Source organism: Sorangium sp. So ce176, from assembly GCF_051519835.1.
GTDB classification, from domain to species: Bacteria; Myxococcota_A; Polyangia; order Polyangiales; family Polyangiaceae; genus Sorangium; species Sorangium cellulosum_G.
The window spans coordinates 9,326,062-9,352,212 of the sequence record NZ_CP150371.1 but is presented as its reverse complement, the minus strand read 5'-3'; the positions used below and the strand labels follow the sequence as shown (position 1 = coordinate 9,352,212).

At 68.0% G+C, this 26,151-nt stretch carries 5 protein-coding genes; 3 read left to right on the top strand and 2 right to left on the bottom strand.

Features of this window, described 5'->3' with window-relative positions:
• Positions 1-5: 5 nt before the first annotated feature.
• Positions 6-20,315, bottom strand: coding sequence for a hypothetical protein (locus WMF42_RS35355; RefSeq protein WP_437687443.1), 20,310 nt, complete (start codon positions 20,313-20,315; stop codon positions 6-8).
• Between the two features lie 157 nt (positions 20,316-20,472).
• On the opposite strand from WMF42_RS35355, the gene WMF42_RS35350 reads away from it, so the two are divergent.
• The 3 genes from WMF42_RS35350 (at position 20,473) to WMF42_RS35340 (ending at position 23,668) form a co-directional block, all read left to right on the top strand.
• Positions 20,473-21,024 (top strand): hypothetical protein, encoded by a 552-nt coding sequence (locus WMF42_RS35350; protein ID WP_437687441.1) that lies wholly within the window; start codon positions 20,473-20,475, stop codon positions 21,022-21,024.
• A gap of 717 nt (positions 21,025-21,741) precedes the next feature.
• Positions 21,742-21,936, top strand: coding sequence for a hypothetical protein (locus WMF42_RS35345; protein WP_061608967.1), 195 nt, complete (start codon positions 21,742-21,744; stop codon positions 21,934-21,936).
• Between the two features lie 610 nt (positions 21,937-22,546).
• Positions 22,547-23,668, top strand: a complete 1,122-nt coding sequence (locus tag WMF42_RS35340; protein WP_061608968.1) for a DUF4419 domain-containing protein — start codon at positions 22,547-22,549, stop codon at positions 23,666-23,668.
• 30 nt (positions 23,669-23,698) lie between these two features.
• Here WMF42_RS35340 and WMF42_RS35335 read toward each other — a convergent pair whose 3' ends face one another.
• Complete coding sequence (locus tag WMF42_RS35335; RefSeq protein WP_437687439.1) at positions 23,699-26,083, bottom strand: AAA family ATPase; 2,385 nt, start codon at positions 26,081-26,083, stop codon at positions 23,699-23,701.
• Positions 26,084-26,151: the final 68 nt, after the last annotated feature.

Genomic DNA, 26,151 nt, shown 5'->3' with positions numbered 1-26,151 from the left:
GGGTCCTAGCGGACGCACGTGCAGGCCGAGTGCTCGTCGTCGGGCCCGTCTTTGCCCTGCTCGCCCCTGTCGACGACCTTCGCGTCCATGCCGAGCTGCTGCAGGAGCTCGGTGACGAGCGCGATGGCCTCCCGCTTGTCCGCCTGCGTGCGCGGAGAAGACCACGCGTCGCTCTTCGCGACAAGCGTCCTCACCAGGGCGTCGATTTGCGGGGGGAGGGGCACGGCGCCGTCGAGGGCAGCCGGCGCGTGCCTCGCTTGCGGGGCCTTATCGACGATCCAGGTCACCTGCTCGATCGGGGTGGACGCCTCCGGATCCGGTGCGCTCTCCGACGGCGGCTCCGGCGCTTCCTCGATCTCGACGGTTTGCGGCCGGGGGTCGGCTGCCTTGCCGACGCTGTCCGAAGCAGGGTTGTACCCTGCCAGCATGTCCTCCGGGGTGCTGGCCTGGTCGTCACCGGGCTTGTTCGGGTCGACGTTCGCGGCAGGGCTGAAGCCGCTGGTGATGGCGCTCGGGCCTGCTGCGGGCAGCGCGTGGAGCCCGCTGGGCGCCGGGGCTCCGGTCACCATCGCGTCGCTGCTGCTGGCGACGTCCGCCGGCGTGGCCTTCTTCTCCTGAAGGTCGATACCGAACATGTCGTCCGCGGAAACGATCCGCCAGGGGGTGCCCTGCTTGTCGCGAACCACGATCTCCCCGGAGTGGGGGAGTTTGCCGACGTGACCCAGGATCTGGTCGGCCACGGTATCGCCGAATTGCTCCGCGATGGCCGCTCGTTGCTCGTCCGTATCGAAGTCGAAGTGCTTCTCCTTCGGCTTGGTGTTCTGCTTCTCCTCGATGCGCCGGGATGCTCTGTCGAACACGGCATCGAGCTCGTCCGACCGAAGCGGTCTTGGCTCGACCTCGACCTCGCGGAAGCGCTTGCCGTTGTGCTCGCGGTCGATGACCCGGGTGATGGTCATGCGCGAAGGCGGCAGGAGGACCTCTTTCTGCGGCTGATTGTAGGCGGTCGTGTCCTCGGGCCGCTGCCCGTCGGGGTAGGAGAACATCACCGTCGGGTAGCGGTTCGTCGTCTTGATCGTCATCATGAGCCCGCCGTCCTGGACCCATTGATCCAGGGCCAGGTCGGAGGTCCATGACGTCGAACTGGGGAGGAACTCGTCGAGCGTGTTGCCCTCCCTCAGCGAGCTGGTGTCGAGACCGTTGATGACCCGGTAGACGGTCAAGTTCTCTTCGGGCAGGTTCTGGGTCTTTTCAAGCAAGTCCTGAGCGACGCGCGAGAAGTCGTCGACCTTCTGGCGAAGGCTCTTCAGCTCGTCGGGGCTCAGATCCGTGCTCAGCTCGCCGTCTGTGCCGCGCTTGCTCGTGAAGGCGCCTCCGCCGGGGATCCCCCGCATGGTCTGCGCTTTAGAGCTCGTGTTCGACATGTCGCGCATCAAGGGTTTGAGCGCGTCCATGTGCCGGGAGGCCACGACGGCGTTGCCGCTCCTCACCGGCGCGGGCGACGAAGAGGATGGCTCTCCCGCATCCTTCATCTTCTTGGTGCTCGTCGGGGCGTCTTGCTCGTCGTCGCTGTATGCCTGCTCGACTGTGCGCTTTCTCCCGCTGGAGGGCGGGGGGGCCTCGTCGGCCTGCATTCCAGTGACGGTCGTGGCCTGGGCTGTACTGGATGTGGCCGGCGTCGGTGTCTGCCCTTGCGCCGTGCCGAACGAGCCGTAGGTGACGGCGGTGAAGAGCTGCGGCATGACGTCCTTCTTCACGTCGATGGAGAAGGTCCGCCCCCAGGAATAGACGGGCACGGTGTAGTGGGTGCCATTGTCCGTGATCTTGCCGTTGATCACGATCTGGTGCGGATTCGAGGCGTTGCTCGAGACGGGCTTGTCGAAGGGCGTGGACCTGGTGGGATCCTTGGCGAGCGCCACCGCGCGCTCGGCGAGTCCGTCGCCGTCCAGGAAGGTGGCCAGGGCGAAGGGAGCCTGGTCGGGTCTCGCGAGCACGTCGTTGACGCGGTCCACGTCGTAGTTGTCCCCGGCGACCATGGTCTGGGCGTTGCCGCCGAGGATGTTGTTGAAGAGGGTCACCAGCGAGTTGGCCGACAGCAGCAGGTCGCCGTGCTTCTTGGACGGGCCTGTGGCGTCCTCGGACCTGTCGGCCGCCTTGACGAGGTAGCCAGGGACGACGCCGGCGGCTTTGTCGGCGTCGGTCTTGTACTGCTCCGGGGCGAGCTTGCTGAGCATCTTGCCCATGCCGCGGGCGAGGAGGTAATCGAGGACGTGCTTGTCGGAGAGGGCGCTGCCCTGGCGCGCGAGGTCGTCGGCCCCGGCCTTGGCCTTCTTGACGCCGTTGAGGAGCAGCTTGTTGTTGATCCCGGCGTTCTGCGCCGGGAGCTGGCCGCGGATGACGCGGTGGATGGGATCGTCGACGGGCGCGCTCGTGGCAGCGCCGTTGTCGCCCTGCGCGGGGAGCGAGAAGTCGGCGAGCAGGTTCCCCTGGGGATCGAGGAGCTTGCCAGTGAACTCGGCCGCGACAACGCGGGCGAACCCGCCCAGGTCGGAGGTGAGGAGCGAGTAGAGCGCGCTGTTGAGCGCGCAGATGGTGAACTCGGACTGGGAGAGGGAGCCGGGGTTTTTGATGAGCTCGTCGAGCCGCTTGACGAGCGAGTCATCCACGCCCTGCGAGCGCATGAGGTCGCCGAGGAGCTTGCTGGCCTGGTCCTTGTCTGCGTTGCTGGCCGGATGAGACCACTGGGCGCTCTTGTCGCTCAACTCCTTGAGCGCCGCATCGATCGAGAGGCCGCCGGTGGTGGCACCCTGGCTCGTGGCGCTCGGAGCGGCTCCGACCGTTTCCGGTGGAGCCTTGTTCGCGGAGGTCTCACCCGCGATCTCGCCGGCCTGGGGCGTGGTTGTGGTATTGGAGCCAGCCGTCGTATCCGGGGACACGGACGGGCCGCTCCCAGACGGGTTGTTTGAAGGCTGCGCAGTCGGCTCGCCCTGGGCGGGCGCGTGGAGCCCGCTGGGCGCCGGGGCTCCGGCCACCGTAGCATCGCTGCTGCTGGCGACGTCCGCCGGCGTCGCCTTCTTTTCTTGAAGGTCGATACCGAACATGTCGTCCGCGGAGACGATCCGCCAGGGGGTGCCCTCCTTGTCCTGAACCACGATCTCCCCGGAGTGGGGGAGTTTGCCGACGTGACCAAGGATCTCGTCGGCCACTGCGTCGCCGAATTGCTCGGCGATGGCCGCTCGCTCCTCGAACTCGAAGTGCACGTCCTTCGGCTTGGTGTTCTGCTTCTCCTCGATGCGCCGGGATGCTCTGTCAAACACGGCGTCGAGCTCGTCCGACCGAAGCGGTCTTGGCTCGACCTGGACCTCGCGGAAGCGCTTGCCCTTGTGCTCGCGGTCGATGACCCGGGTGATGGTCATGCGCGAAGGCACCAGGAGGACTTCTTTCTGCGCCTGATTGTAAGCGGTCGTGTCCTCGGGCCGCTGCCCGTCGGGGTAGGAGAACATCACCGTCGGGTAGCGGTTCGACGTCTTGATCGTCATGACGAGCCCGCCGTCCTTGACCCATTGATCCAGGGCCAGGTCGGAGGTCCATGACGTCGAACTGGGGAGGAACTCGTCGAGCGTGTCGCCCATCCTCAACGAGCTCGTGTCGAGATCGTTGATGACCCTGTAGACGGTCAGGTCCTGTTCGGGCAGGTCCTGGGTCTTTTCAAGCAGGTCCTGAGCGACGCGCGAGAAGTCGTCGACCTTCTGGCGAAGGCTCTTCAGCTCGTCCGGGCGCAGATCCGTGCTCAGCTCTCCGTCAGTGCCGCGCTTGCTCGTGAAGGCGCCTCCGCCAGGGATCCCCCGCATGGTCAGCGCTTCCGGGCTCATGTTCGACATGTCGCGCATCAGGTCATGGAGCGCGTTGATGTGCCGGGAGGCCACGACGGCGTTGCCGCTCCTCGTCGGCGCGGGCGATGAAGAGGATGGCTCCCCCGCATCCTTCGCCTTCTTGGTGCTCGTCGGGGCGTCGTGCTCGTCGTCGCTGTACGCCTGCTCGACAGTGCGCTTCCTCCCGCTGGAGGGCGGGGGGGCATCCTCGGGCAGCATTCCGGGGTTGTTTGAAGGCTGCGCAGTCGGCTCGCCCTGGGCGGGCGCGTGGAGTCCGCGGGGCGCTCGGGCCCCGGTCACCATCGCGTCGCTGCTGCTGGCGACGTCCGCCGGCGTGGCCTTCTTCTCCTGGAGGTCGATACCGAACAGGTCGTCCGCGGAGACGATCCGCCAGGGGGTGCCCTCCTTGTCCTGAACCACGATCTCCCCGGAGTGGGGGAGTTTGCCGACGTGACCAAGGATCTCGTCGGCCACTGCGTCGCCGAATTGCTCAGCGATGGCCGCTCGTTGCTCGTCCGTGTCGATGTCGAAGTGTACGTCCTTCGGCTTCGCGTTCTGCTTCTCCTCGATGCGCCGGGATGCTCTGTCGAACACGGCGTCGAGGTCGCGCGGCTGAAGCGGTCTTGGCTCGACCTCGACCTCGCGGAAGCGCTTGCCGTTGTGCTCGCGGTCGATGACCCGGGTGATGGTCATGCGCGAAGGCGGCAGGAGCACCTCTTTCTGCTCCTGGTTGTAGGCGGTCGTGTCCTCGGGCCGCTGCCCGTCGGGATAGGAGAACATCACCGTCGGGTAGCGGTTCGTCGTCTTGATCGTCATCATGAGCCCGCCGTCCTGGACCCATTGATCCAGGGCCAGATCGGAGGTCCATGACGTCGAATTGGGGAGGAACTCGTCGAGCGTGTCGCCCTCCCTCAGCGAGCTCGTATCGAGACCGTTGATGACCCTGTAGACGGTCAGGTCCTCTTCGGGCAGGTCCTGGGTCTTTTCAAGCAGGTTCTGAGCGACGCGCGAGAAGTCATCGACCTTCTGGCGAAGGCTCTTCAGCTCGTCCGGGCGCAGGTTCGTGCTCAGGTCGCCGTCTGTGCCGCGCTTGCTCGTGAAGGCGCCTCCGCCGGGGATCCCCCGCATGGTCTGCGCTTCAGAGCTCGTGTTCGACATGTCGCGCATCAAGGGTTTGAGCGCGTTGATGTGCCGGGACGCCACGACGGCGTTGCCGCTCCTCGCCGGCGCGGGCGGCGCCTGCTGCGAGGAAGAGGATGGCTCCCTCGCATCCTTCATCTTCTTGGTGCTCGTCGGGGCGTCTTGCTCGTCGTCGCTGTACGCCTGCTCGACTGTGCGCTTCCTCCCGCTGGAAGGCGCGGGGGCATCCTCGGGCAGCATCCCAGGGTTGTTTGAAGGCTGCGTGCCCGGCTCGACCTGGGCGGGCGCGTGGAGCCCGCGGGGGGCCCGGGCCCCGGTCACCATCGCGGCGCTGCCCCCAGCGACGTCGGCCGGCGTGGCCTTCTTCTCCTGAAGGTCGATGCCGAACAGGTCGTCCGCGGAGACGAGCCGCCAGGGGGTGCCCTGCTTGTCGCGAACCACGATCTCCCCGGAGTGGGGGAGTTTGCCGACGTAGCCGAGGATCTCGTCGGCCACTGCGTCGCCGAATTGCTCGGCGATGGCCGCTCGTTGCTCGTCCGTGTCGATGTCGAAGTGTACGTCCTTCGGCTTCGCGTTCTGCTTCTCCTCGATGCGCCGGGATGCTCTGTCGAACACGGCGTCGAGGTCGCGCGGTTGAAGCGGTCTTGGCTCGACCTCGACCTCGCGGAAACGCTTACCGTTGTGCTCGCGGTCGATGACCCGGGTGATGGTCATGCGCGAAGGCGGCAGGAGCACCTCTTTCTGCTCCTGGTTGTAGGCGGTCGTGTCCTCGGGCCGCTGCCCATCGGGGTAGGAGAACATCACCGTCGGGTAGCGGTTCGTCGTCTTGATCGTCATGACGAGCCCGCCGTCCTGAACCCATTGATCCAGGGCCAGATCGGAGGTCCATGACGTCGAGTTCGGGAGGATGTCGTCGAGCGTGTCTCCCTCCCTCAGCGAGCTGGTGTCGAGACCGTTGATGACCCGGTAGACGGTCAGGTCCTGTTCGGGCAGGTCCTGGGTCTTTTCAAGCAGGTTCTGCGCGACGCGCGAGAAGTCGTCGACCTTCTGGCGAAGGCTCTTCAACTCGTCCGGGCGCAGATCCGTGCTCAGCTCTCCGTCGGTGCCGCGCTTGCTCGTGAACGCGCCTCCGCCGGGGATCCCCCGCATGGTCTGCGCTTCAGAGCTCGTGTTCGACATGTCGCGCATCAAGGGTTTGAGCGCGTTGATGTGCCGGGACGCCACGACGGCGTTGCCGCTCCTCGCCGGCGCGGGCGGCGCCTGCTGCGAGGAAGAGGATGGCTCCCTCGCATCCTTCACCTTCTTGGTGCTCGTCGGGGCGCCCTGCTCGTCGTCGCTGTACGCCTGCTCGACTGTGCGCTTCCTCCCGCTGGAGGGCGCGGGGGCATCCTCGGGCAGCATCCCGGGGTTGTTTGAAGGCTGCGTGCCCGGCTCGACCTGGGCGGGCGCGTGGAGCCCGCGGGGGGCCCGGGCCCCGGTCACCATCGCGGCGCTGCCCCCAGCGACGTCGGCCGGCGTGGCCTTCTTCTCCTGAAGGTCGATACCGAACATGTCGTCCGCAGAGACGATCCGCCAGGGGGTGCCCTGCTTGTCGCGAACCACGATCTCCCCGGAGTGGGGGAGTTTGTCGACGTAGCCTAGGATCTCGTCGGCCACGGCGTCGCCGAATTGCTCGGCGATGGCCGCTCGCTCCTCGAACTCGAAGTGCACGTCCTTCGGCTTCGCGTTCTGCTTCTCCTCGATGCGCCGGGATGCTCTGTCGAACACGGCGTCGAGGTCGCGCGGCTGAAGCGGTCTTGGCTCGACCTCGACCTCGCGGAAGCGCTTGCCGTTGTGCTCGCGGTCGATGACCCGGGTGATGGTCATGCGCGAAGGCGGCAGGAGCACCTCTTTCTGCTCCTGGTTGTAGGCGGTCGTGTCCTCGGGCCGCTGCCCGTCGGGATAGGAGAACATCACCGTCGGGTAGCGGTTCGTCGTCTTGATCGTCATCATGAGCCCGCCGTCCTGGACCCATTGATCCAGGGCCAGATCGGAGGTCCATGACGTCGAATTGGGGAGGAACTCGTCGAGCGTGTCGCCCTCCCTCAGCGAGCTCGTATCGAGACCGTTGATGACCCTGTAGACGGTCAGGTCCTGTTCGGGCAGGTCCTGGGTCTTTTCAAGCAGGTTCTGAGCGACGCGCGAGAAGTCATCGACCTTCTGGCGAAGGCTCTTCAGCTCGTCCGGGCGCAGGTTCGTGCTCAGGTCGCCGTCTGTGCCGCGCTTGCTCGTGAAGGCGCCTCCGCCGGGGATCCCCCGCATGGTCTGCGCTTCAGAGCTCGTGTTCGACATGTCGCGCATCAAGGGTTTGAGCGCGTTGATGTGCCGGGACGCCACGACGGCGTTGCCGCTCCTCGCCGGCGCGGGCGGCGCCTGCTGCGAGGAAGAGGATGGCTCCCCCGCATCCTTCGCCTTCTTGGTGCTCGTCGGGGCGTCTTGCTCGTCGTCGCTGTACGCCTGCTCGACTGTCCGCTTCCTCCCGCTGGAGGGCGCGGGCGTCTCGTCGGGCTGCATTCCGGAGTTGTTTGAAGGCTGCGTGCCCGGCTCGACCTGGGCGGGCGCGTGGAGCCCGCGGGGCGCCGGGGCTCCGGTCACCATCGCGTCGCTGCTGCTGGCGACGTCCGCCGGCGTGGCCTTCTTCTCCTGAAGGTCGATACCGAACATGTCGTCCGCGGAGACGATCCGCCAGGGGGTGCCCTGCTTGTCGCGAACCACGATCTCCCCGGAGTGGGGGAGTTTGCCGACGTGACCCAGGATCTGGTCGGCCACGGTATCGCCGAATTGCTCCGCGATGGCCGCTCGTTGCTCGTCCGTATCGAAGTCGAAGTGCTTCTCCTTCGGCTTGGTGTTCTGCTTGTCCTCGATGCGCCGGGATGCTCTGCCGAACACGGCATCGAGCTCGTCCGACCGAAGCGGTCTTGGCTCGACCTCGACCTCGCGGAAGCGCTTGCCGTTGTGCTCGCGGTCGATGACCCTGGTGATGGTCATGCGCGAAGGCGGCAGGAGGACCTCTTTCTGCGGCTGATTGTAGGCGGTCGTGTCCTCGGGCCGCTGCCCGTCGGGGTAGGAGAACATCACCGTCGGGTAGCGGTTCGTCGTCTTGATCGTCATCATGAGCCCGCCGTCCTGGACCCATTGATCCAGGGCCAGGTCGGAGGTCCATGACGTCGAACTGGGGAGGAACTCGTCGAGCGTGTTGCCCTCCCTCAGTGAGCTGGTGTCGAGACCGTTGATGACCCGGTAGACGGTCAAGTTCTCTTCGGGCAGGTTCTGGGTCTTTTCAAGCAAGTCCTGAGCGACGCCCGAGAAGTCGTCGACCTTCTGGCGAAGGCTCTTCAGCTCGTCGGGGCTCAGATTCGTGCTCAGCTCTCCGTCGGTGCCGCGCTTGCTCGTGAAGGCGCCTCCGCCGGGGATCCCCCGCATGGTCTGCGCTTTAGAGCTCGTGTTCGACATGTCGCGCATCAAGGGTTTGAGCGCGTTGATGTGCCGGGAGGCCACGACGGCGTTGCCGCTCCTCACCGGCGCGGGCGGCGCCTGCTGCGAGGAAGAGGATGGGTCTCCCGCATCCTTCATCTTCTTGGTGCTCGTCGGGGCGTCTTGCTCGTCGTCGCTGTATGCCTGCTCGACTGTGCGCTTCCTCCCGCTGGAGGGCGGGGGGGCCTCGTCGGCCTGCATTCCAGTGACGGTCGTGGCCTGGGCTGTACTGGATGTGGCCGGCGTCGGTATCTGCCCTTGCGCCGTGCCGAACGAGCCGTAGGTGACGGCGGTGAAGAGCTGCGGCATGACGTCCTTCTTCACGTCGATGGAGAAGGTCCGCCCCCAGGAATAGACGGGCACGGTGTAGTGGGTGCCATTGTCCGTGATCTTGCCGTTGATCACGATCTGGTGCGGATTCGAGGCGTTGCTCGAGACGGGCTTGTCGAAGGGCGTGGACCTGGTGGGATCCTTGGCGAGCGCCACCGCGCGCTCGGCGAGTCCGTCGCCGTCCAGGAAGGTGGCCAGGGCGAAGGGAGCCTGGTCGGGTCTCGCGAGCACGTCGTTGACGCGGTCCACGTCGTAGTTGTCCCCGGCGACCATGGTCTGGGCGTTGCCGCCGAGGATGTTGTTGAAGAGGGTCACCAGCGAGTTGGCCGACAGCAGCAGGTCGCCGTGCTTCTTGGACGGGCCTGTGGCGTCCTCGGACCTGTCGGCCGCCTTGACGAGGTAGCCAGGGACGACGCCGGCGGCTTTGTCGGCGTCGGTCTTGTACTGCTCCGGGGCGAGCTTGCTGAGCATCTTGCCCATGCCGCGGGCGAGGAGGTAATCGAGGACGTGCTTGTCGGAGAGGGCGCTGCCCTGGCGCGCGAGGTCGTCGGCCCCGGCCTTGGCCTTCTTGACGCCGTTGAGGAGCAGCTTGTTGTTGATCCCGGCGTTCTGCGCCGGGAGCTGGCCGCGGATGACGCGGTGGATGGGATCGTCGACGGGCGCGCTCGTGGCAGCGCCGTTGTTGCCCTGCGCGGGGAGCGAGAAGTCGGCGAGCAGGTTTCCCTGGGGATCGAGGAGCTTGCCAGTGAACTCGGCCGCGACAACGCGGGCGAACCCGCCCAGGTCGGAGGTGAGGAGCGAGTAGAGCGCGCTGTTGAGCGCGCAGATGGTGAACTCGGACTGGGAGAGGGAGCCGGGGTTTTTGATGAGCTCGTCGAGCCGCTTGACGAGCGAGTCATCCACGCCCTGCGAGCGCATGAGGTCGCCCAGGAGCTTGCTGGCCTGGTCCTTGTCTGCGTTGCTGGCCGGATGAGACCACTGGGCGCTCTTGTCGCTCAACTCCTTGAGCGCCGCATCGATCGAGAGGCCGCCGGTGGTGGCACCCTGGCTCGTGGCGCTCGGAGCGGCTCCGACCGTTTGCGGTGGAGCCTTGTTTGCGGAGGTCTCACCGGCGGTCTCGCCGGCCTGGGGCGTGGTTGTGGGATTGGGGCCAGCCGTCATATCCGGGGACACGGACGGGCCGCTCCCAGACGGGTTGTTTGAAGGCTGCGCAGTCGGCTCGTCCTGGGCGGGCGCGTGGAGCCCGCTGGGCGCCGGGGCTCCGGCCACCGTGGCATCGCTGCTGCTGGCGACGTCCGCCGGCGTGGCCTTCTTTTCTTGAAGGTCGATACCGAACATGTCGTCCGCGGAGACGATCCGCCAGGAGGTGCCCGCCTTGTCCTGAACCACGATCTCCCCGGAGTGGGGGAGTTTGCCGACGTGACCCAGGATCTGGTCGGCCACTGTGTCGCCGAATTGCTCGGCGATGGCCGCTCGCTCCTCGAACTCGAAGTGCACGTCCTTCGGCTTGGTGTTCTGCTTCTCCTCGATGCGCCGGGATGCTCTGTCAAACACGGCGTCGAGCTCGTCCGACCGAAGCGGTCTTGGCTCGACCTGGACCTCGCGGAAGCGCTTGCCCTTGTGCTCGCGGTCGATGACCCGGGTGATGGTCATGCGCGAAGGCACCAGGAGGACTTCTTTCTGCGCCTGATTGTAGGCGGTCGTGTCCTCGGGCCGCTGCCCGTCGGGGTAGGAGAACATCACCGTCGGGTAGCGGTTCGACGTCTTGATCGTCATGACGAGCCCGCCGTCCTGGACCCATTGATCCAGGGCCAGGTCGGAGGTCCATGACGTCGAACTGGGGAGGAACTCGTCGATCGTGTCGCCCATCCTCAACGAGCTCGTGTCGAGATCGTTGATGACCCTGTAGACGGTCAGGTCCTGTTCGGGCAGGTCCTGTGTCTTTTCAAGCAGATCCTGCGCGACGCGCGAGAAGTCGTCGACCTTCTGGCGAAGGCTGTCCAGCTCGTCGGGGCTCAGATCCGCGCTCAGCTCTCCGTCTGTGCCGCGCTTGCTCGTGAAGGCGCCTCCGCCGGGGATCCCCCGCATGGTCAGCGCTTCCGGGCTCATGTTCGACATGTCGCGCATCAGGTCATGGAGCGCGTTGATGTGCCGGGAGGCCACGACGGCGTTGCCGCTCCTCGTCGGCGCGGGCGATGAAGAGGATGGCTCCCCCGCATCCTTCGCCTTCTTGGTGCTCGTCGGGGCGTCGTGCTCGTCGTCGCTGTACGCCTGCTCGACAGTGCGCTTCCTCCCGCTGGAGGGCGGGGGGGCATCCTCGGGCAGCATTCCGGGGTTGTTTGAAGGCTGCGCAGTCGGCTCGCCCTGGGCGGGCGCGTGGAGTCCGCGGGGCGCTCGGGCCCCGGTCACCATCGCGTCGCTGCTGCTGGCGACGTCCGCCGGCGTGGCCTTCTTCTCCTGGAGGTCGATACCGAACAGGTCGTCCGCGGAGACGATCCGCCAGGGGGTGCCCTCCTTGTCCTGAACCACGATCTCCCCGGAGTGGGGGAGTTTGCCGACGTGACCCAGGATCTCGTCGGCCACTGCGTCGCCGAATTGCTCGGCGATGGCCGCTCGCTCCTCGAACTCGAAGTGCACGTCCTTCGGCTTCGTGTTCTGCTTCTCTTCGATGCGCCGGGATGCTCTGTCGAACACGGCGTCAAGCTCGTCCGGCTGAAGCGGTCTTGGCTCGACCTGGACCTCGCGGAAGCGCTTGCCCTTGTGCTCGCGGTCGATGACCCGGGTGATGGTCATGCGCGAAGGCACCAGGAGGACTTCTTTCTGCGCCTGATTGTAGGCGGTCGTGTCCTCGGGCCGCTGCCCGTCGGGGTAGGAGAACATCACCGTCGGGTAGCGGTTCGACGTCTTGATCGTCATGACGAGCCCGCCGTCCTTGACCCATTGATCCAGGGCCAGGTCGGAGGTCCATGACGTCGAACTGGGGAGGAACTCGTCGAGCGTGTCGCCCATCCTCAACGAGCTCGTGTCGAGATCGTTGATGACCCTGTAGACGGTCAGGTCCTGTTCGGGCAGGTCCTGGGTCTTTTCAAGCAGGTCCTGAGCGACGCGCGAGAAGTCGTCGACCTTCTGGCGGAGGCTCTTCAGCTCGTCCGGGCGCAGATCCGTGCTCAGCTCTCCGTCAGTGCCGCGCTTGCTCGTGAAGGCGCCTCCGCCAGGGATCCCCCGCATGGTCCGCGCTTCCGGGCTCGTGTTCGACATGTCGCGCATCAAGGGTTTGAGCGCGTCCATGTGCCGGGATGCCATTACGGCGTTGCTGCTCCTCGTCGGCGCGGGCGGCGCCTGCTGCGAGGAAGAGGATGGCTCTCCCGCATCCTTCACCTTCTTGGTGCTCGTCGGGGCGTCTTGCTCGTCGTCGCTGTACGCCTGCTCGACTGTGCGCTTCCTCCCGCTGGAGGGCGCGGGGGCATCCTCGGGCAGCATTCCGGGGTTGTTCGAAGGCTGCGTACTCGGCTCGCCCTGGGCGGGCGCGTGGAGCCCGCGGGGCGCTCGGGCCCCGGTCACCATCGCGGCGCTGCCCCCAGCGACGTCGGCCGGCGTGGCCTTTTTCTCCTGAAGGTCGATACCGAACATGTCGTCCGCGGAGACGATCCGCCAGGGGGTGCCTTGCTTGTCGCGAACCACGATCTCCCCGGAGTGGGGGAGTTTGCCGACGTAGCCGAGGATCTCGTCGGCCACGGCGTCGCCGAATTGCTCGGCGATGGCCGCTCGCTCCTCGAACTCGAAGTGCACGTCCTTCGGCTTCGCGTTCTGCTTCTCCTCGATGCGCCGGGATGCTCTGTCGAACACGGCGTCGAGGTCGCGCGGCTGAAGCGGTCTTGGCTCGACCTCGACCTCGCGGAAGCGCTTGCCGTTGTGCTCGCGGTCGATGACCCGGGTGATGGTCATGCGCGAAGGCGGCAGGAGGACCTCTTTCTGCTCCTGATTGTAGGCGGTCGTGTCCTCGGGCCGCTGCCCATCGGGGTAGGAGAACATCACCGTCGGGTAGCGGTTCGTCGTCTTGATCGTCATGACGAGCCCGCCGTCCTGAACCCATTGATCCAGGGCCAGATCGGAGGTCCATGACGTCGAGTTCGGGAGGATGTCGTCGAGCGTGTCTCCCTCCCTCAGCGAGCTGGTGTCGAGACCGTTGATGACCCGGTAGACGGTCAGGTCCTGTTCGGGCAGGTCCTGGGTCTTTTCAAGCAGGTTCTGCGCGACGCGCGAGAAGTCGTCGACCTTCTGGCGAAGGCTCTTCAACTCGTCCGGGCGCAGATCCGTGCTCAGCTCTCCGTCGGTGCCGCGCTTGCTCGTGAACGCGCCTCCGCCGGGGATCCCCCGCATGGTCTGCGCTTCAGAGCTCGTGTTCGACATGTCGCGCATCAAGGGTTTGAGCGCGTTGATGTGTCGGGATGCCAGGACGGCGTTGCCGCTCCTCGCCGGCGCGGGCGACGTCTGCTGCGACGAAGAGGATGGCTCCCTCGCATCCTTCACCTTCTTGGTGCTCGTCGGGGCGCCCTGCTCGTCGTCGCTGTACGCCTGCTCGACTGTGCGCTTCCTCCCGCTGGAGGGCGCGGGCGTCTCGTCGGGCTGCATTCCGGAGTTGTTTGAAGGCTGCGTGCCCGGCTCGACCTGGGCGGGCGCGTGGAGCCCGCGGGGCGCCGGGGCTCCGGTCACCATCGCGTCGCTGCTGCTGGCGACGTCCGCCGGTGTCGCCTTCTTCTCCTGAAGGTCGATACCGAACATGTCGTCCGCGGAGACGATCCGCCAGGGGGTGCCCTGCTTGTCGCGAACCACGATCTCCCCGGAGTGGGGGAGTTTGCCGACGTGACCCAGGATCTGGTCGGCCACGGTATCGCCGAATTGCTCCGCGATGGCCGCTCGTTGCTCGTCCGTATCGAAGTCGAAGTGCTTCTCCTTCGGCTTGGTGTTCTGCTTGTCCTCGATGCGCCGGGATGCTCTGCCGAACACGGCATCGAGCTCGTCCGACCGAAGCGGTCTTGGCTCGACCTCGACCTCGCGGAAGCGCTTGCCGTTGTGCTCGCGGTCGATGACCCGGGTGATGGTCATGCGCGAAGGCGGCAGGAGGACCTCTTTCTGCTCCTGGTTGTAGGCGGTCGTGTCCTCGGGCCGCTGCCCGTCGGGGTAGGAGAACATCACCGTCGGGTAGCGGTTCGTCGTCTTGATCGTCATCATGAGCCCGCCGTCCTGGACCCATTGATCCAGGGCCAGGTCGGAGGTCCATGACGTCGAACTGGGGAGGAACTCGTCGAGCGTGTTGCCCTCCCTCAGCGAGCTGGTGTCGAGACCGTTGATGACCCGGTAGACGGTCAAGTTCTCTTCGGGCAGGTTCTGGGTCTTTTCAAGCAAGTCCTGAGCGACGCGCGAGAAGTCGTCGACCTTCTGGCGAAGGCTCTTCAGCTCGTCGGGGCTCAGATCCGTGCTCAGCTCGCCGTCGCTGCCGCGCTTGCTCGTGAAGGCGCCTCCGCCGGGGATCCCCCGCATGGTCTGCGCTTTAGAGCTCGTGTTCGACATGTCGCGCATCAAGGGTTTGAGCGCGTTGATGTGCCGGGAGGCCACGACGGCGTTGCCGCTCCTCACCGGCGCGGGCGACGAAGAGGATGGCTCTCCCGCATCCTTCGCCTTCTTGGTGCTCGTCGGGGCGTCTTGCTCGTCGTCGCTGTATGCCTGCTCGACTGTGCGCTTCCTCCCGCTGGAGGGCGGGGGGGCCTCGTCGGCCTGCATTCCAGTGACGGTCGTGGCCTGGGCTGTACTGGATGTGGCCGGCGTCGGTATCTGCCCTTGCGCCGTGCCGAACGAGCCGTAGGTGACGGCGGTGAAGAGCTGCGGCATGACGTCCTTCTTCACGTCGATGGAGAAGGTCCGCCCCCAGGAATAGACGGGCACGGTGTAGTGGGTGCCATTGTCCGTGATCTTGCCGTTGATCACGATCTGGTGCGGATTCGAGGCGTTGCTCGAGACGGGCTTGTCGAAGGGCGTGGACCTGGTGGGATCCTTGGCGAGCGCCACCGCGCGCTCGGCGAGTCCGTCGCCGTCCAGGAAGGTGGCCAGGGCGAAGGGAGCCTGGTCGGGTCTCGCGAGCACGTCGTTGACGCGGTCCACGTCGTAGTTGTCCCCGGCGACCATGGTCTGGGCGTTGCCGCCGAGGATGTTGTTGAAGAGGGTCACCAGCGAGTTGGCCGACAGCAGCAGGTCGCCGTGCTTCTTGGACGGGCCGGTGGCGTCCTCGGACCTGTCGGCCGCCTTGACGAGGTAGCCAGGGACGACGCCGGCGGCTTTGTCGGCGTCGGTCTTGTACTGCTCCGGGGCGAGCTTGCTGAGCATTTTGCCCATGCCGCGGGCGAGGAGGTAATCGAGGACGTGCTTGTCGGAGAGGGCGCTGCCCTGGCGCGCGAGGTCGTCGGCCCCGGCCTTGGCCTTCTTGACGCCGTTGAGGAGCAGCTTGTTGTTGATCCCGGCGTTCTGCGCCGGGAGCTGGCCGCGGATGACGCGGTGGATGGGATCGTCGACGGGCGCGCTCGTGGCAGCGCCGTTGTCGCCCTGCGCGGGGAGCGAGAAGTCGGCGAGCAGGTTTCCCTGGGGATCGAGGAGCTTGCCAGTGAACTCGGCCGCGACAACGCGGGCGAACCCGCCCAGGTCGGAGGTGAGGAGCGAGTAGAGCGCGCTGTTGAGCGCGCAGATGGTGAACTCGGACTGGGAGAGGGAGCCGGGGTTTTTGATGAGCTCGTCGAGCCGCTTGACGAGCGAGTCATCCACGCCCTGCGAGCGCATGAGGTCGCCGAGGAGCTTGCTGGCCTGGTCCTTGTCTGCGTTGCTGGCCGGATGAGACCACTGGGCGCTCTTGTCGCTCAACTCCTTGAGCGCCGCATCGATCGAGGTCTTGCCGTCGGTGGTGGCCCCCTGGTCCGTGGCGCCCGGATCGGCTCCGACCGTTTGCGGCGGAGCCTTGTTTGCGGCGGTCTCGCCGGCCTGGGGCGTGGCTGTGGGATTGGGGCCAGCCGTCATATCCGGGGACACGGACGGGCCGTCCCCAGACGGGTTGTTTGAAGGCTGCGTGCTCGGCTCGCCCTGGGCGGGCGCGTGGAGCCCGCTGGGCGCCGGGGCTCCGGCCACCGTGGCATCGCTGCTGCTGGCGACGTCCGCCGGCGTGGCCTTCTTTTCTTGAAGGTCGATACCGAACATGTCGTCCGCGGAGACGATCCGCCAGGAGGTGCCCGCCTTGTCCTGAACCACGATCTCCCCGGAGTGGGGGAGTTTGCCGACGTGACCCAGGATCTGGTCGGCCACTGTGTCGCCGAATTGCTCGGCGATGGCCGCTCGCTCCTCGAACTCGAAGTGCTTCTCCTTCGGCTTGGTGTTCTGCTTGTCCTCGATGCGCCGGGATGCTCTGCCGAACACGGCATCGAGCTCGTCCGACCGAAGCGGTCTTGGCTCGACCTCGACCTCGCGGAAGCGCTTGCCGTTGTGCTCGCGGTCGATGACCCTGGTGATGGTCATGCGCGAAGGCGGCAGGAGGACCTCTTTCTGCGGCTGATTGTAGGCGGTCGTGTCCTCGGGCCGCTGCCCGTCGGGGTAGGAGAACATCACCGTCGGGTAGCGGTTCGTCGTCTTGATCGTCATCATGAGCCCGCCGTCCTGGACCCATTGATCCAGGGCCAGATCGGAGGTCCATGACGTCGAACTGGGGAGGAACTCGTCGAGCGTCTTGCCCTCCCTCAGCGAGCTGGTGTCGAGACCGTTGATGACCCGGTAGACGGTCAGGTCCTGTTCGGGCAGGTCCTGGGTCTTTTCAAGCAAGTCCTGAGCGACGCGCGAGAAGTCGTCGACCTTCTGGCGAAGGCTCTTCAGCTCGTCGGGCCGCAGGTCCGTGCTCAGCTCGCCGTCGCTGCCGCGCTTGCTCGTGAAGGCGCCTCCGCCGGGGATCCCCCGCATGGTCTGCGCTTCAGAGCTCGTGTTCGACATGTCGCGCATCAAGGGTTTGAGCGCGTCCATGTGCCGGGAGGCCACGACGGCGTTGCTGCTCCTCACCGGCGCGGGCGGCGCCTGCTGCGAGGAAGAGGATGGCTCTCCCGCATCCTTCATCTTCTTGGTGCTCGTCGGGGCGTCTTGCTCGTCGTCGCTGTACGCCTGCTCGACTGTGCGCTTCCTCCCGCTGGAGGGCGGGGGGGCCTCGTCGGTGGAGCCCTCCGCGCTGGCCGCGGACAGCCCGGCCGGCGCCTTCATCCCGGTGGTGACGGCCGCGGTCGGGCTCCCGGGGCCCGTCGCGGGCGTGTTCCCGGACCGCTGTTCGAAAGCGCTGCCGTCCCCGTCAGTTCTGGTGCTCGTCGCGGGGGACTCGCCGCGAGGCGCGCGGGCGTGCTGTCCGCCCTCAGGCGTCAGCGGCGCTGGAGACGGGGCCTCGCGGCCGGACTGGGGCCGTTGAGATGGCGTGAAGCGATCTCCGCCGTCGTCATCTTCGGAGTCGTCGTCCTCGTCCTCGGAGTCGTCGTCGTCCTCGTCCTCGGAGTCGTCGTCGTCCTCGTCCTCGGAGTCGTCTTCGCCTTCGTCCTCGGAGTCGTCTTCGCCTTCGTCCTCGGAGTCGTCGTCAGCCTGGTCCTCGGAGTCGTCGTGGTCCGAGTCCGCATCGCTGGGGTCCTCGTCGCCGTCGTCACTGCTCTGATCCTGCGCGCCCGCGTCCTGCGCATTGTTCCCGAAGAACTTCGCGTCGACGCCACGCTGGATGTCTTCAAGGACCGCCTCGACTCCATCCTGGATGAACATGGCTTGCTGCTGCGGAGTGAGCTGATCGAAGAACTCGTCTCGCCGGGTCCTCGCCTGGTCCTCCATCGCCTGCAGCCCGTCGTGGTAGGCCTTGGCTTCGTCGTCATTGAGCGACTGCCTGAAGCGCTCCAGGTTGACGAGCTCTGACTGGTAGCCAACCACCTCGAGCGCCGCCTTCTGCCGCTCGAACGCGGTCTGATGCACATCTCGCTGGAGCGGCGGCAGGCGATCGATGTCGGCCTCCCTGCCTTCGAGTTCGATGAGGTTGAGGTCGTCGTACTGGTTGGCATGAGAGAGCTCATGGGCGATGGCGAGCGCGACGCGCAGCTCGACGAGCTCCGGCGGCAAGGTGACGGCCACTCCGAAGCCGCCGGCCGGGAAGACGGTGCTCTCGAAGGACCCTGGGCCGATGTCCGGGTCCTCGCCCGGCTTCGTGAGCCCATCGATGGGGAGATCGCGCCTGAAGGAGACCTGATCGTCGAACCCCCAGCGGTCGAGGATCCCGTCGATGCCCGCTTGCGATGGCACGGGGCTCGCGAGGGGGCGCGGCACGTTCGTCGGATCGAACGTCACCATCGAGTCATGCACGTAGTTGTCGGGGAGCGCGATCACGAAGAGATCGGAGGTGTTCTCGATGTCCTCCTCGACGCTGCTGTCCTCGAGCGACGGCAGAGTCCCCGGGCTCGGGGTCGGGGAAGGCGCGGCGGAGCCCTGTTCGCTGGCCGCGGACAGCCCGGCCGGCGCCTTCATCCCGGTGGTGATGGCCGCGGCCGGGCTCCCGGAGTCCCGCGCGGGCAGCCGCGATGTCGTCTCTGGCAGGCGCGGGCCGGGGCTCTCCGGCGCGTTTCCTGGAGCGCTTTGCGTCGTTCCAGCTTCCGGGCGAGGACTCGAGGACTCTTGTGTCTTGGCCGTCATCTGCTCCGGCGCGTCGCCGGGCGTCTCGAGGGGCTCGTTGCCCCTGGGGGCTTGCTCGGCGCCTCGCGGCCGCTGATCCGAGCCGCTCTGCCCGGGATCCTGGGCGCCTCGCTTCGGGCCGGCCGCGGCGTCACCCGGCGGATCGCGGCGATCGCCGCCCCGCGAATGTCGCTCGGATCGAACCGACGCGTCGTCCGACTCGTCCGACGATCCATCGGACGACTCATCGGCGAATTCGTCCGACGATCCATCGGACGGCTCGTCGGTGGCGAGCGGCGCTGTATCGTGGGTGTCCAGCGGCGAGATGTCGCGCGGGCCGACGAGATTCTTGATCGCCTCTGTCGGGTTTTCCTTTACGTCGTGCGCGAACTGATCCGCTCGGTCCTTGAGGGGTCCTTTCCAGTCGTCCCCGAACTTGCGCAGGTCGACGGTGCGGGCGTTCTTGCCCTTCTCGTCGCCGATCTTGTCCTGCTTGAGGCCGCCGACGCTGGAGATGGGGTTGGCTGTCTTCTCGGTGGAGCGCCAGTTGTGGACGTAGCCGACGGTGCTGGGCGCGCCGGGGCCGGTGGTCTCGATGCCGATCTGGAGCCCCCCCGGCCGATCTGCCTTGGGCGGGCGGTAGCCGATGAACACGTGGCCGTGAGCGCCGTCGTTCAGGATGATATCGCCGTTGAAGTCCTTGAGGCCGAACCCGCCGATGGCGAGGTTGATGCCGTAGAGCTCTGTGTCGTCCAGCTTCGACCGGATCGCGGCGTACTGCCCGCCTTGCTCCTTGAGCTTCCCCTTGCGGAACGAGACGTGGTGCGTCCCGAAGTCGCGCTTGAACACGCCGGCCCTGGGTTTGCCGTTGCTGTCGGTGATGCCGAGGTGCTCCGTGAGCGCGTACGGCGCGGTGCCGGCGGGGATCTGGACGTTGACGCGGCCGCCGTGCGAAAGGAGCTTGGCGACCGGCGCGCCCTGGAGCGGGACATGGCTCTTCGAGCCGGCGTCGTAGATCTCGGCGCCGGCCTGGAGCAGGTGGAAGATGTTCTTGAGCACCTCGATCGACTGCCGGTGCCGCTCGAGGGCCTCGTCCGTCGGGAGCGACTCGATGTCTGCGCGCGTCAAGCTATCCTTGAGCGTCCTCGGCGCCAGCACGGCGCCGTCGTCCATGGCCTTGATCGCGTCGTCGTTGGGCTCGGTGTGCTCGAGCGTCTTGGCCCACTCGTTGGCGATGAGCTGGTCGATCTGCTTCTTGAGCTCGTCCCTCCTCACCGGGTCGGTCGTGTGCCTCGCCTCCATGGACAGGGCCACCGCCGCTGGAGGCGTGCCCTCGAAGCGCTTGCCGTCATCGCCGCCTTTCGTCTGGCGCGAGACGTAGCTCGCCAGGACGACCTTGCTCGGCTTGTGGAGCAGGTGGAAGCCGCGGAACTTCTCGGCGTTGTCATCCGACAGGTACTGCTCGACCTGAGCGTGCGTGAGCATGCCCGAGGCGTTGAGCCATGTCTGTCCCTCCGGGGTCGAGGAGAGCTCCTTGAAGGCGTTCCACTCGGCATCGCTGAACAGCTTTCCCTTGGGGAAGCGCCTCCCGATCTGCTTCTTCGCGTCCGCGGGGTGGGTGGGGAAGCCGCCTTGGGTCAGCTGGTCGGTGATCTTCGGGATGGCGCGCTTCGCCTTCTTGCGCATTCCTCTGCCGGTGGAAGTCCGCCACTCGCTCTTCGTGACGGACTTGTCCGCGATCCACGTCACCCCGCCGTCCTGCGGCGGGGCCGTCGTGGTGGACGAGCTTCCCGGCTGCGCTCCCGGTCGACCGCCCCCCGGCTGCCGGGAGCCCTGCCCCGCGGGCGGTGACTTCGGAGCCGAGGGGCTGGTGGACGTGCCCTGCGCGGCGGGAGCGGGCTTTTGCGTGGGGGTGCTCTTCCCGCCGGTCTCGCCGGCCTTGGGGGAGGTCTGCGCTGAAGAGCCGTCCTTTGCGGCGGCGTCCTTGGGAGGCGCCTTTGGGGACGTCTCACCGGGCTTGGGGGAGGTCTGCGCTGAAGAGCCGTCCTTTGCGGCGGCGTCCTTCGGAGGCGCCTTTGGGGACGTCTCGCCGGCCTTGGGGGAAGTCTGCGCTGAAGAGCCGTCCTTTGCGGCGGCGTCCTTCGGAGGCGCCTTTGGGGACGTCTCACCGGGCTTGGGGGAGGTCTGCGCTGAAGAGCCGTCCTTTGCGGCGGCGTCCTTCGGAGGCGCCTTTGGGGACGTCTCACCGGGCTTGGGGGAGGTCTGCGCTGAAGAGCCGTCCTTTGCGGCGGCGTCCTTCGGAGGCGCCTTTGGGGACGGCTCGCCGGTCTTGGACGGCGTGCTTCCCTGCGCCGTCGCGCTGGTGTTCCCCTGGGAACCATTGCCCGGGAGCTGTGATGAGGGGTTTGCGGGTGCCGTGGAGCCCTGCGGCATGCCGCCGCCGGAAGGCGCGGATTGAGGCCTGACCGGTGTCTGGGGGGCCTGAGGCGGAGTGGCGGTATTGCCGAGGCCCGGGGTCGGCGTGTTGGGGCGCGTCGTGGCGCCCTGTGGCATGCCGCCGCCGGAAGGCGCGGATTGTGGCCTGACCGGTGTCTGGGGGGCCTGAGGCGGGGTGGTGGTATTGCCGAGGCCCGGGGTCGGCGTGTTGGGGCGTGCCGTGGAGCCCTGTGGCATGCCGCCGCCGGAAGGCGCGGATTGAGGCCTGACCGGTGTCTGGGGGGCCTGAGGCGGGGTGGCGGTATTGCCGAGGCCCGGGGTCGGCGTGTTGGGGCGCGTCGTGGCGCCCTGTGGCATGCCGCCGCCGGAAGGCGCGGATTGAGGCCTGACCGGTGTCTGGGGGGCCTGAGGCGGGGTGGCGGTATTGCCGAGGCCCGGGGTCGGCGTGTTGGGGCGCGTCGTGGCGCCCTGTGGCATGCCGCCACCGGGAGGCGCGGATTGAGGCCTGACAGGGACCTGCGGGTTCCCAGCGGGGACAGGGGGCGTTCTGGTGCCGGGGAGCCCCGGGGACTGCGACCCGACGTTGCCCGGCATCGCGCTCTGGTTCGGAGGCACGTTGACCGGAGAGGCCGGCGGCCTGGGCGTCGCGGTGGGCGAGCTCGGCGTGGTGGTGGGCGCTTGGCCGACACGGGGGCCGTTGTTGCCGGTCGTCGCGCTCCCGAGTTGACTTCCCGAAGGCGTGGTGGTCGGGCCGGGCGAGCTCGGTCGGCTCACGCTCTTCCGCGTCACGGGATCCCAGTCGGAGAAGGCGCCCGGCTTCGGGGTCGCGCTCGGGGCCGCGGCCTGGTTCATGGCGCCGGGCGCGGTCGTGCTGCTGGACGGGTTGCTGGTGCCGGACGCGGGATGCGCGAAATTGCCCGCGCTCTTCGACTGAGCGCGCAGGTCCGAACGAATCGATCTGGACGGCGACGGCGACGGCGAACGGCTCCGCGAGGACCTCATGAACCATGATTGACGCGAAACTCGTGCGTTGCCAAGCACCTCGCCCGCGCGCCTCGCGGCGGCAACTCCGGTCCCGTGGCATCCTGCTCCGCCCGCTGCGCATCGCTTCGGAGCCGCCTCTGGACCGGCGACCCCAGCACCTCGGATCCGCAACGGCTCGCCCCATTGCGGCGCTCGCCCGTCGAGACGCCGCCGCGAATCCGAGCATGCGTTCAGGGCGACGCGCGACAGGCGCCGCGATCGCGGCCAACCCGCCTCGCAGGTAACCTATCTCTCGAATTCACGGGCCGACGCGCCGATTGCACTGTAATATTCTTGCAGGAGTGAATTGTCTTGCCTTTCCCTCACGCGCTTGTCGTGCGGTCGTGCGTCGGCGCGCTCGGCGGGAATCGACGGCTGCCGGCGCGAATCGAACGCTGAGCCGGCTCGCTGCGCGCCCGCCGCCGCGGCGAGTTGTCTCGCGCCGCGCTCTTGTGTACGAGGTTGGAGCGCGCAGCGCTGGCCCATCGAGCCGTCGCGCAGGGCCAGGAGAGCGAGGAGCCATGAGCATCACGACCATCGCCGTCACCGACTTCGAGCCTGCGACGGCGCCGCTGCCCGCGTTCGACGAGGAAGCAACGGTGCAGAGCCTGCTCGTCTCTCCCGTCGAGGCGGCCTACCGCCATCGCCTGCCCCTCGTCGGACGCACGGATGTGCACCCGCTCGTCCAGGCGGCAACCATGGCCTTCACCCAGCGGTATCCCCTCGTCCTCTCGCCCGACGTGATCTGGTTCTGCCTGGCCCGGGGGTTCACGTTCCACGTCGCCGCGAGCGAGGAGCAGCGGCGCCAGATCCTCCTCGACGACAGCGACTTCGAGCTGACGATCGATCGGCCCGATTTCACGCTGGGCGAGGTGAACCCGTGGCCCGTCGCATTCTCGGGTTTCTCTGCCCAGGTCGCCGCGCGGGTCGGCAAGCTGCGGGAGCTCGTGACAGCCGGCTTCTCGACCACGGGACCGGTGGAGCGCGTCGCGTCGGAGCTCACGGTGATGACGCCTTTCGTGCCGCACTTCGAGTGGCAGCCGCCCTTCCTCGCGGACATGAGCTTTCCGAACCCTGGAATCCCGCGCATCTACCTGCTCGGCACGGCGGACGACTGGCGCTGGGTGCGCCACCGCGCGGCGGCTTTCGGCCCGTTCGGCGCCGAGCGCTGGACTCACGCTCTCCTGCCGGTGCTCGACCAGATCGTGGCTTCTGCGGAGGGCCGCCACGATCCAGCGTTCTGGCGCGCCTTCTTCCGGTACGAGAACGCCGCGGACGAGCTCACCGGGTGGATTCACGTGCTCTTCCCTTACCTGCGCGCCTGGCCTGCCGACCATTTCACGCCGAATACGTACCTCGACGGCTGGCACGATCGCTGGAAGGCCGCAGAGGCCCGGAGCAACCCGCTCTCCGCGCTGGCGAATCCGGAGGGGCCCGGGCTCGCTCGGCTCCCGCCCGGGCTGACCAGCGCGCCCCTGCGCTTCACCGACGCGCAGCGCCGGGACCACGCCCTGGAGTTCATCAGCGGCCTCATCGGCGTCACGCAGGACCAGCACTCGCTCGCGCTCATCCCCGAGTTCGTGTGGGCCATCGTGCACGGGGAGCCCGGATCGGCGGCCGAGCAGCCCGCCGAGGCGCGCTGAGCGGAGCGCTTCTCCGGCGGCGCGGCCGCGCTACCCGAACCGCACCTCGATCCCCGCGCCCCCGCCCGCCACAACGACCTCTCGATCCCTGCACCCGGGATCCTCCGCCATCCGCGCCGCGATCGGCGTGATCACCCGCTCCTCGATCACCCGCTTCAGCGGCCGCGCCCCCCGCCTCGGATCGAACCCCGCCTCGGCCAGCCACGCCCGCGCCTCGGGCAGCACGCGGAGCCGCAGGTTGCGCCGCACGAGCCCGGTGCGCGTCTCGGCCTTCGCGAGCTCGAGATCCACGATCCTGAGCACGCTGTCCCGCCCGAGGCTCCGGAACTGCACAACGTGGTCGATGCGGTTCACGAACTCCGGCCGGAAGTGCTCGCGCACGCCCGCCGGCGCCGCGCGCCGCGCGTGGTGCGCGCCCGCCGCGGCCAGCGCGCCGGCCTCGCCCCCGCCGAAGCCGACAGGCGGCCGATCGGCGACGCCGAGGTTCGAGGTCATCACGATCAGCACCATCCGGAAATCGACGTGGCGCCCTTCCTCGTCCGTCATCCGGCCCTCGCCGAGGATCCCGAGCAGCAGATCGAACACCTCGCGGTGGGCCTTCTCGATCTCGTCGAGGAGCACCAGCGACAGCGGCTCCTGCCGCACGCGCTGCGCGAGCGTCGTCGCGCCCGGCCCCGCCTCGAGCAGCCGCGCCGACGAGCCGGGGAGCCGGTACTCGCTCATGTCGAGCCGGATCATCCGCGCCTCGTCGCCGAACATGAACCGCGTGAGCTCCTTCGCGAGCTCCGTCTTGCCCACGCCCGTCGGGCCGACGAACAGCAGCGTGCCGCACGGGCGCTCCGGATCGTTCATCCCGGCCTTGAAGCGCGCGAGCACGCGCGCCGCTGTGTCGCACGCCTCGTCCTGCCCGATCACGCGCCCCTTCAGCCCGCGCGCGATCGCCTCGGCGCTCGCCGGGATCTCGTCGGCGATCAGCTCGATCGGCAGCCCCGAGTGGCGCGCGTACGCCTCGGAGACGTCCCGCGGATACAGCTCGTGCGTCGCCGCCGCCGCCCCCGCCGCCCCGCGCGCGAGCTCCGCCGGCCGCGCCTCCGCGCCGGCCTCCGCGGTGGATCGCGCGCCGGACTCCTGCGCGAGCCAGTCGACGAAGCGGAACGCCTTGCCAGGGAAGAGCACGTCGCGCCGGAACATCGCGAGGTGCTGCACCAGCCGCTTCTTGCCGGCCGGGTGCAGCCGGACGCGCGCGTCCTTCCGCGCCTCGTACTCCGCGAGCAGCGCCGGGACCGCGGCCGCGTCGGGCTCGCGCAGCCGCACGATCTGGAAGCACGCCACCAGCGAGGCCGCGCGCCGCTGGCACGCCTCGAGCTCCGCCTCGGTGCACTCCGCGATGAGGCTCACCTCGCCGCTGCGCAGCGCGGGCAGGAGCACGTCGCCGATCGACGCGCCGTCCGGCTGCGGCCGCAAGAGCGGCAGCAGCGCGCCGACGTGGAGCAGATCCCCCTCGTGCGACAGCTCGCTCACCAGCTTCAAGCACCTCGCCTGCCACATGCCGAGGTACGTCATCCCGGCGAGGAGCCGGTCGGCCGAGGTGCTGAACAGGCCCGGCGAGCGCGCGCGCGCCTTGTCCCTCCGCCACGCCGCGAACCGCCGCGCGAGCCGGTAAACCCAGGTCGTCTTGCCCACGCCGGGGCCGCCCACCAGCAGGATCGACGGCAGCGGCGCGCCCGGCGCGAGCGCCGCGACGTCGAACAGCGGCAGCGCCTGCTCCAGCTCCTCCGACTCGCCCACCGCGAGCGGGAGCCGCTGGCGCGCGGCCTTCTCGACGAGGTCCTCGGCGACGGCGCCCAGCGTGGGGCGCTCGTCGCCCGCGCGCCGGGCGGCGCGGTCCGCGCGCGACGCGAGGCGCGGCGACCACGGGCGCACGTGCTCGTCTCCCTCGCGCCGGAAATCGAAGAGCGACCGCGGCGACTCGCCCATCAGCGCGCTCGTGACGAGCTGGCGCAGCACCTCGGGCGCGATCGAGAGATCCTCCAGGATCACCGACCAGCCGAAGCGGGGGAGCATCACGCGATAACCACCCTCGGCGAGCTTGCTCGCGAGGTACGTGAGCCGCAGCGGGATCCGGCCCTGGCCGACCACGGCTGTCCGCTTGACCGTGGTCTGCGGGTGAACGTCCACCGCCAGCGTGCGCACCTCGAACGACTCGTCCCACAGATAACGGTCGAGATCGTCCTCGCCCGTCGCCATGCGCGCGTGGAGCTCGAGCTCGATCTTGCGCAGCACGTCCTCCTCGGAGGCGCCATAGGCCGACGGCGCCGGCCGGTCGAAGAGGAATGCCCACGTGCGGAGGAGGATGCCGGTGACGCGGCCGTCGTGGTGGGCGATGAGATAGACGCGGAGCGATTTCTTGGTCATACGGCGGCGCGGCCGGCCGCAGCCGGAGCGCGTCATCCTACCACAGCCCGGCCCCGCGCCCGCGCGCC

Coding starts and splice junctions, on each gene's coding strand:
- WMF42_RS35340 (WP_061608968.1), top strand. CDS start 22,547: ATGAGCATCACGACCATCGCCGTCACCGACTTCGAGCCTGCGACGGCG.
- WMF42_RS35335 (WP_437687439.1), bottom strand. CDS start 26,083: ATGACCAAGAAATCGCTCCGCGTCTATCTCATCGCCCACCACGACGGC.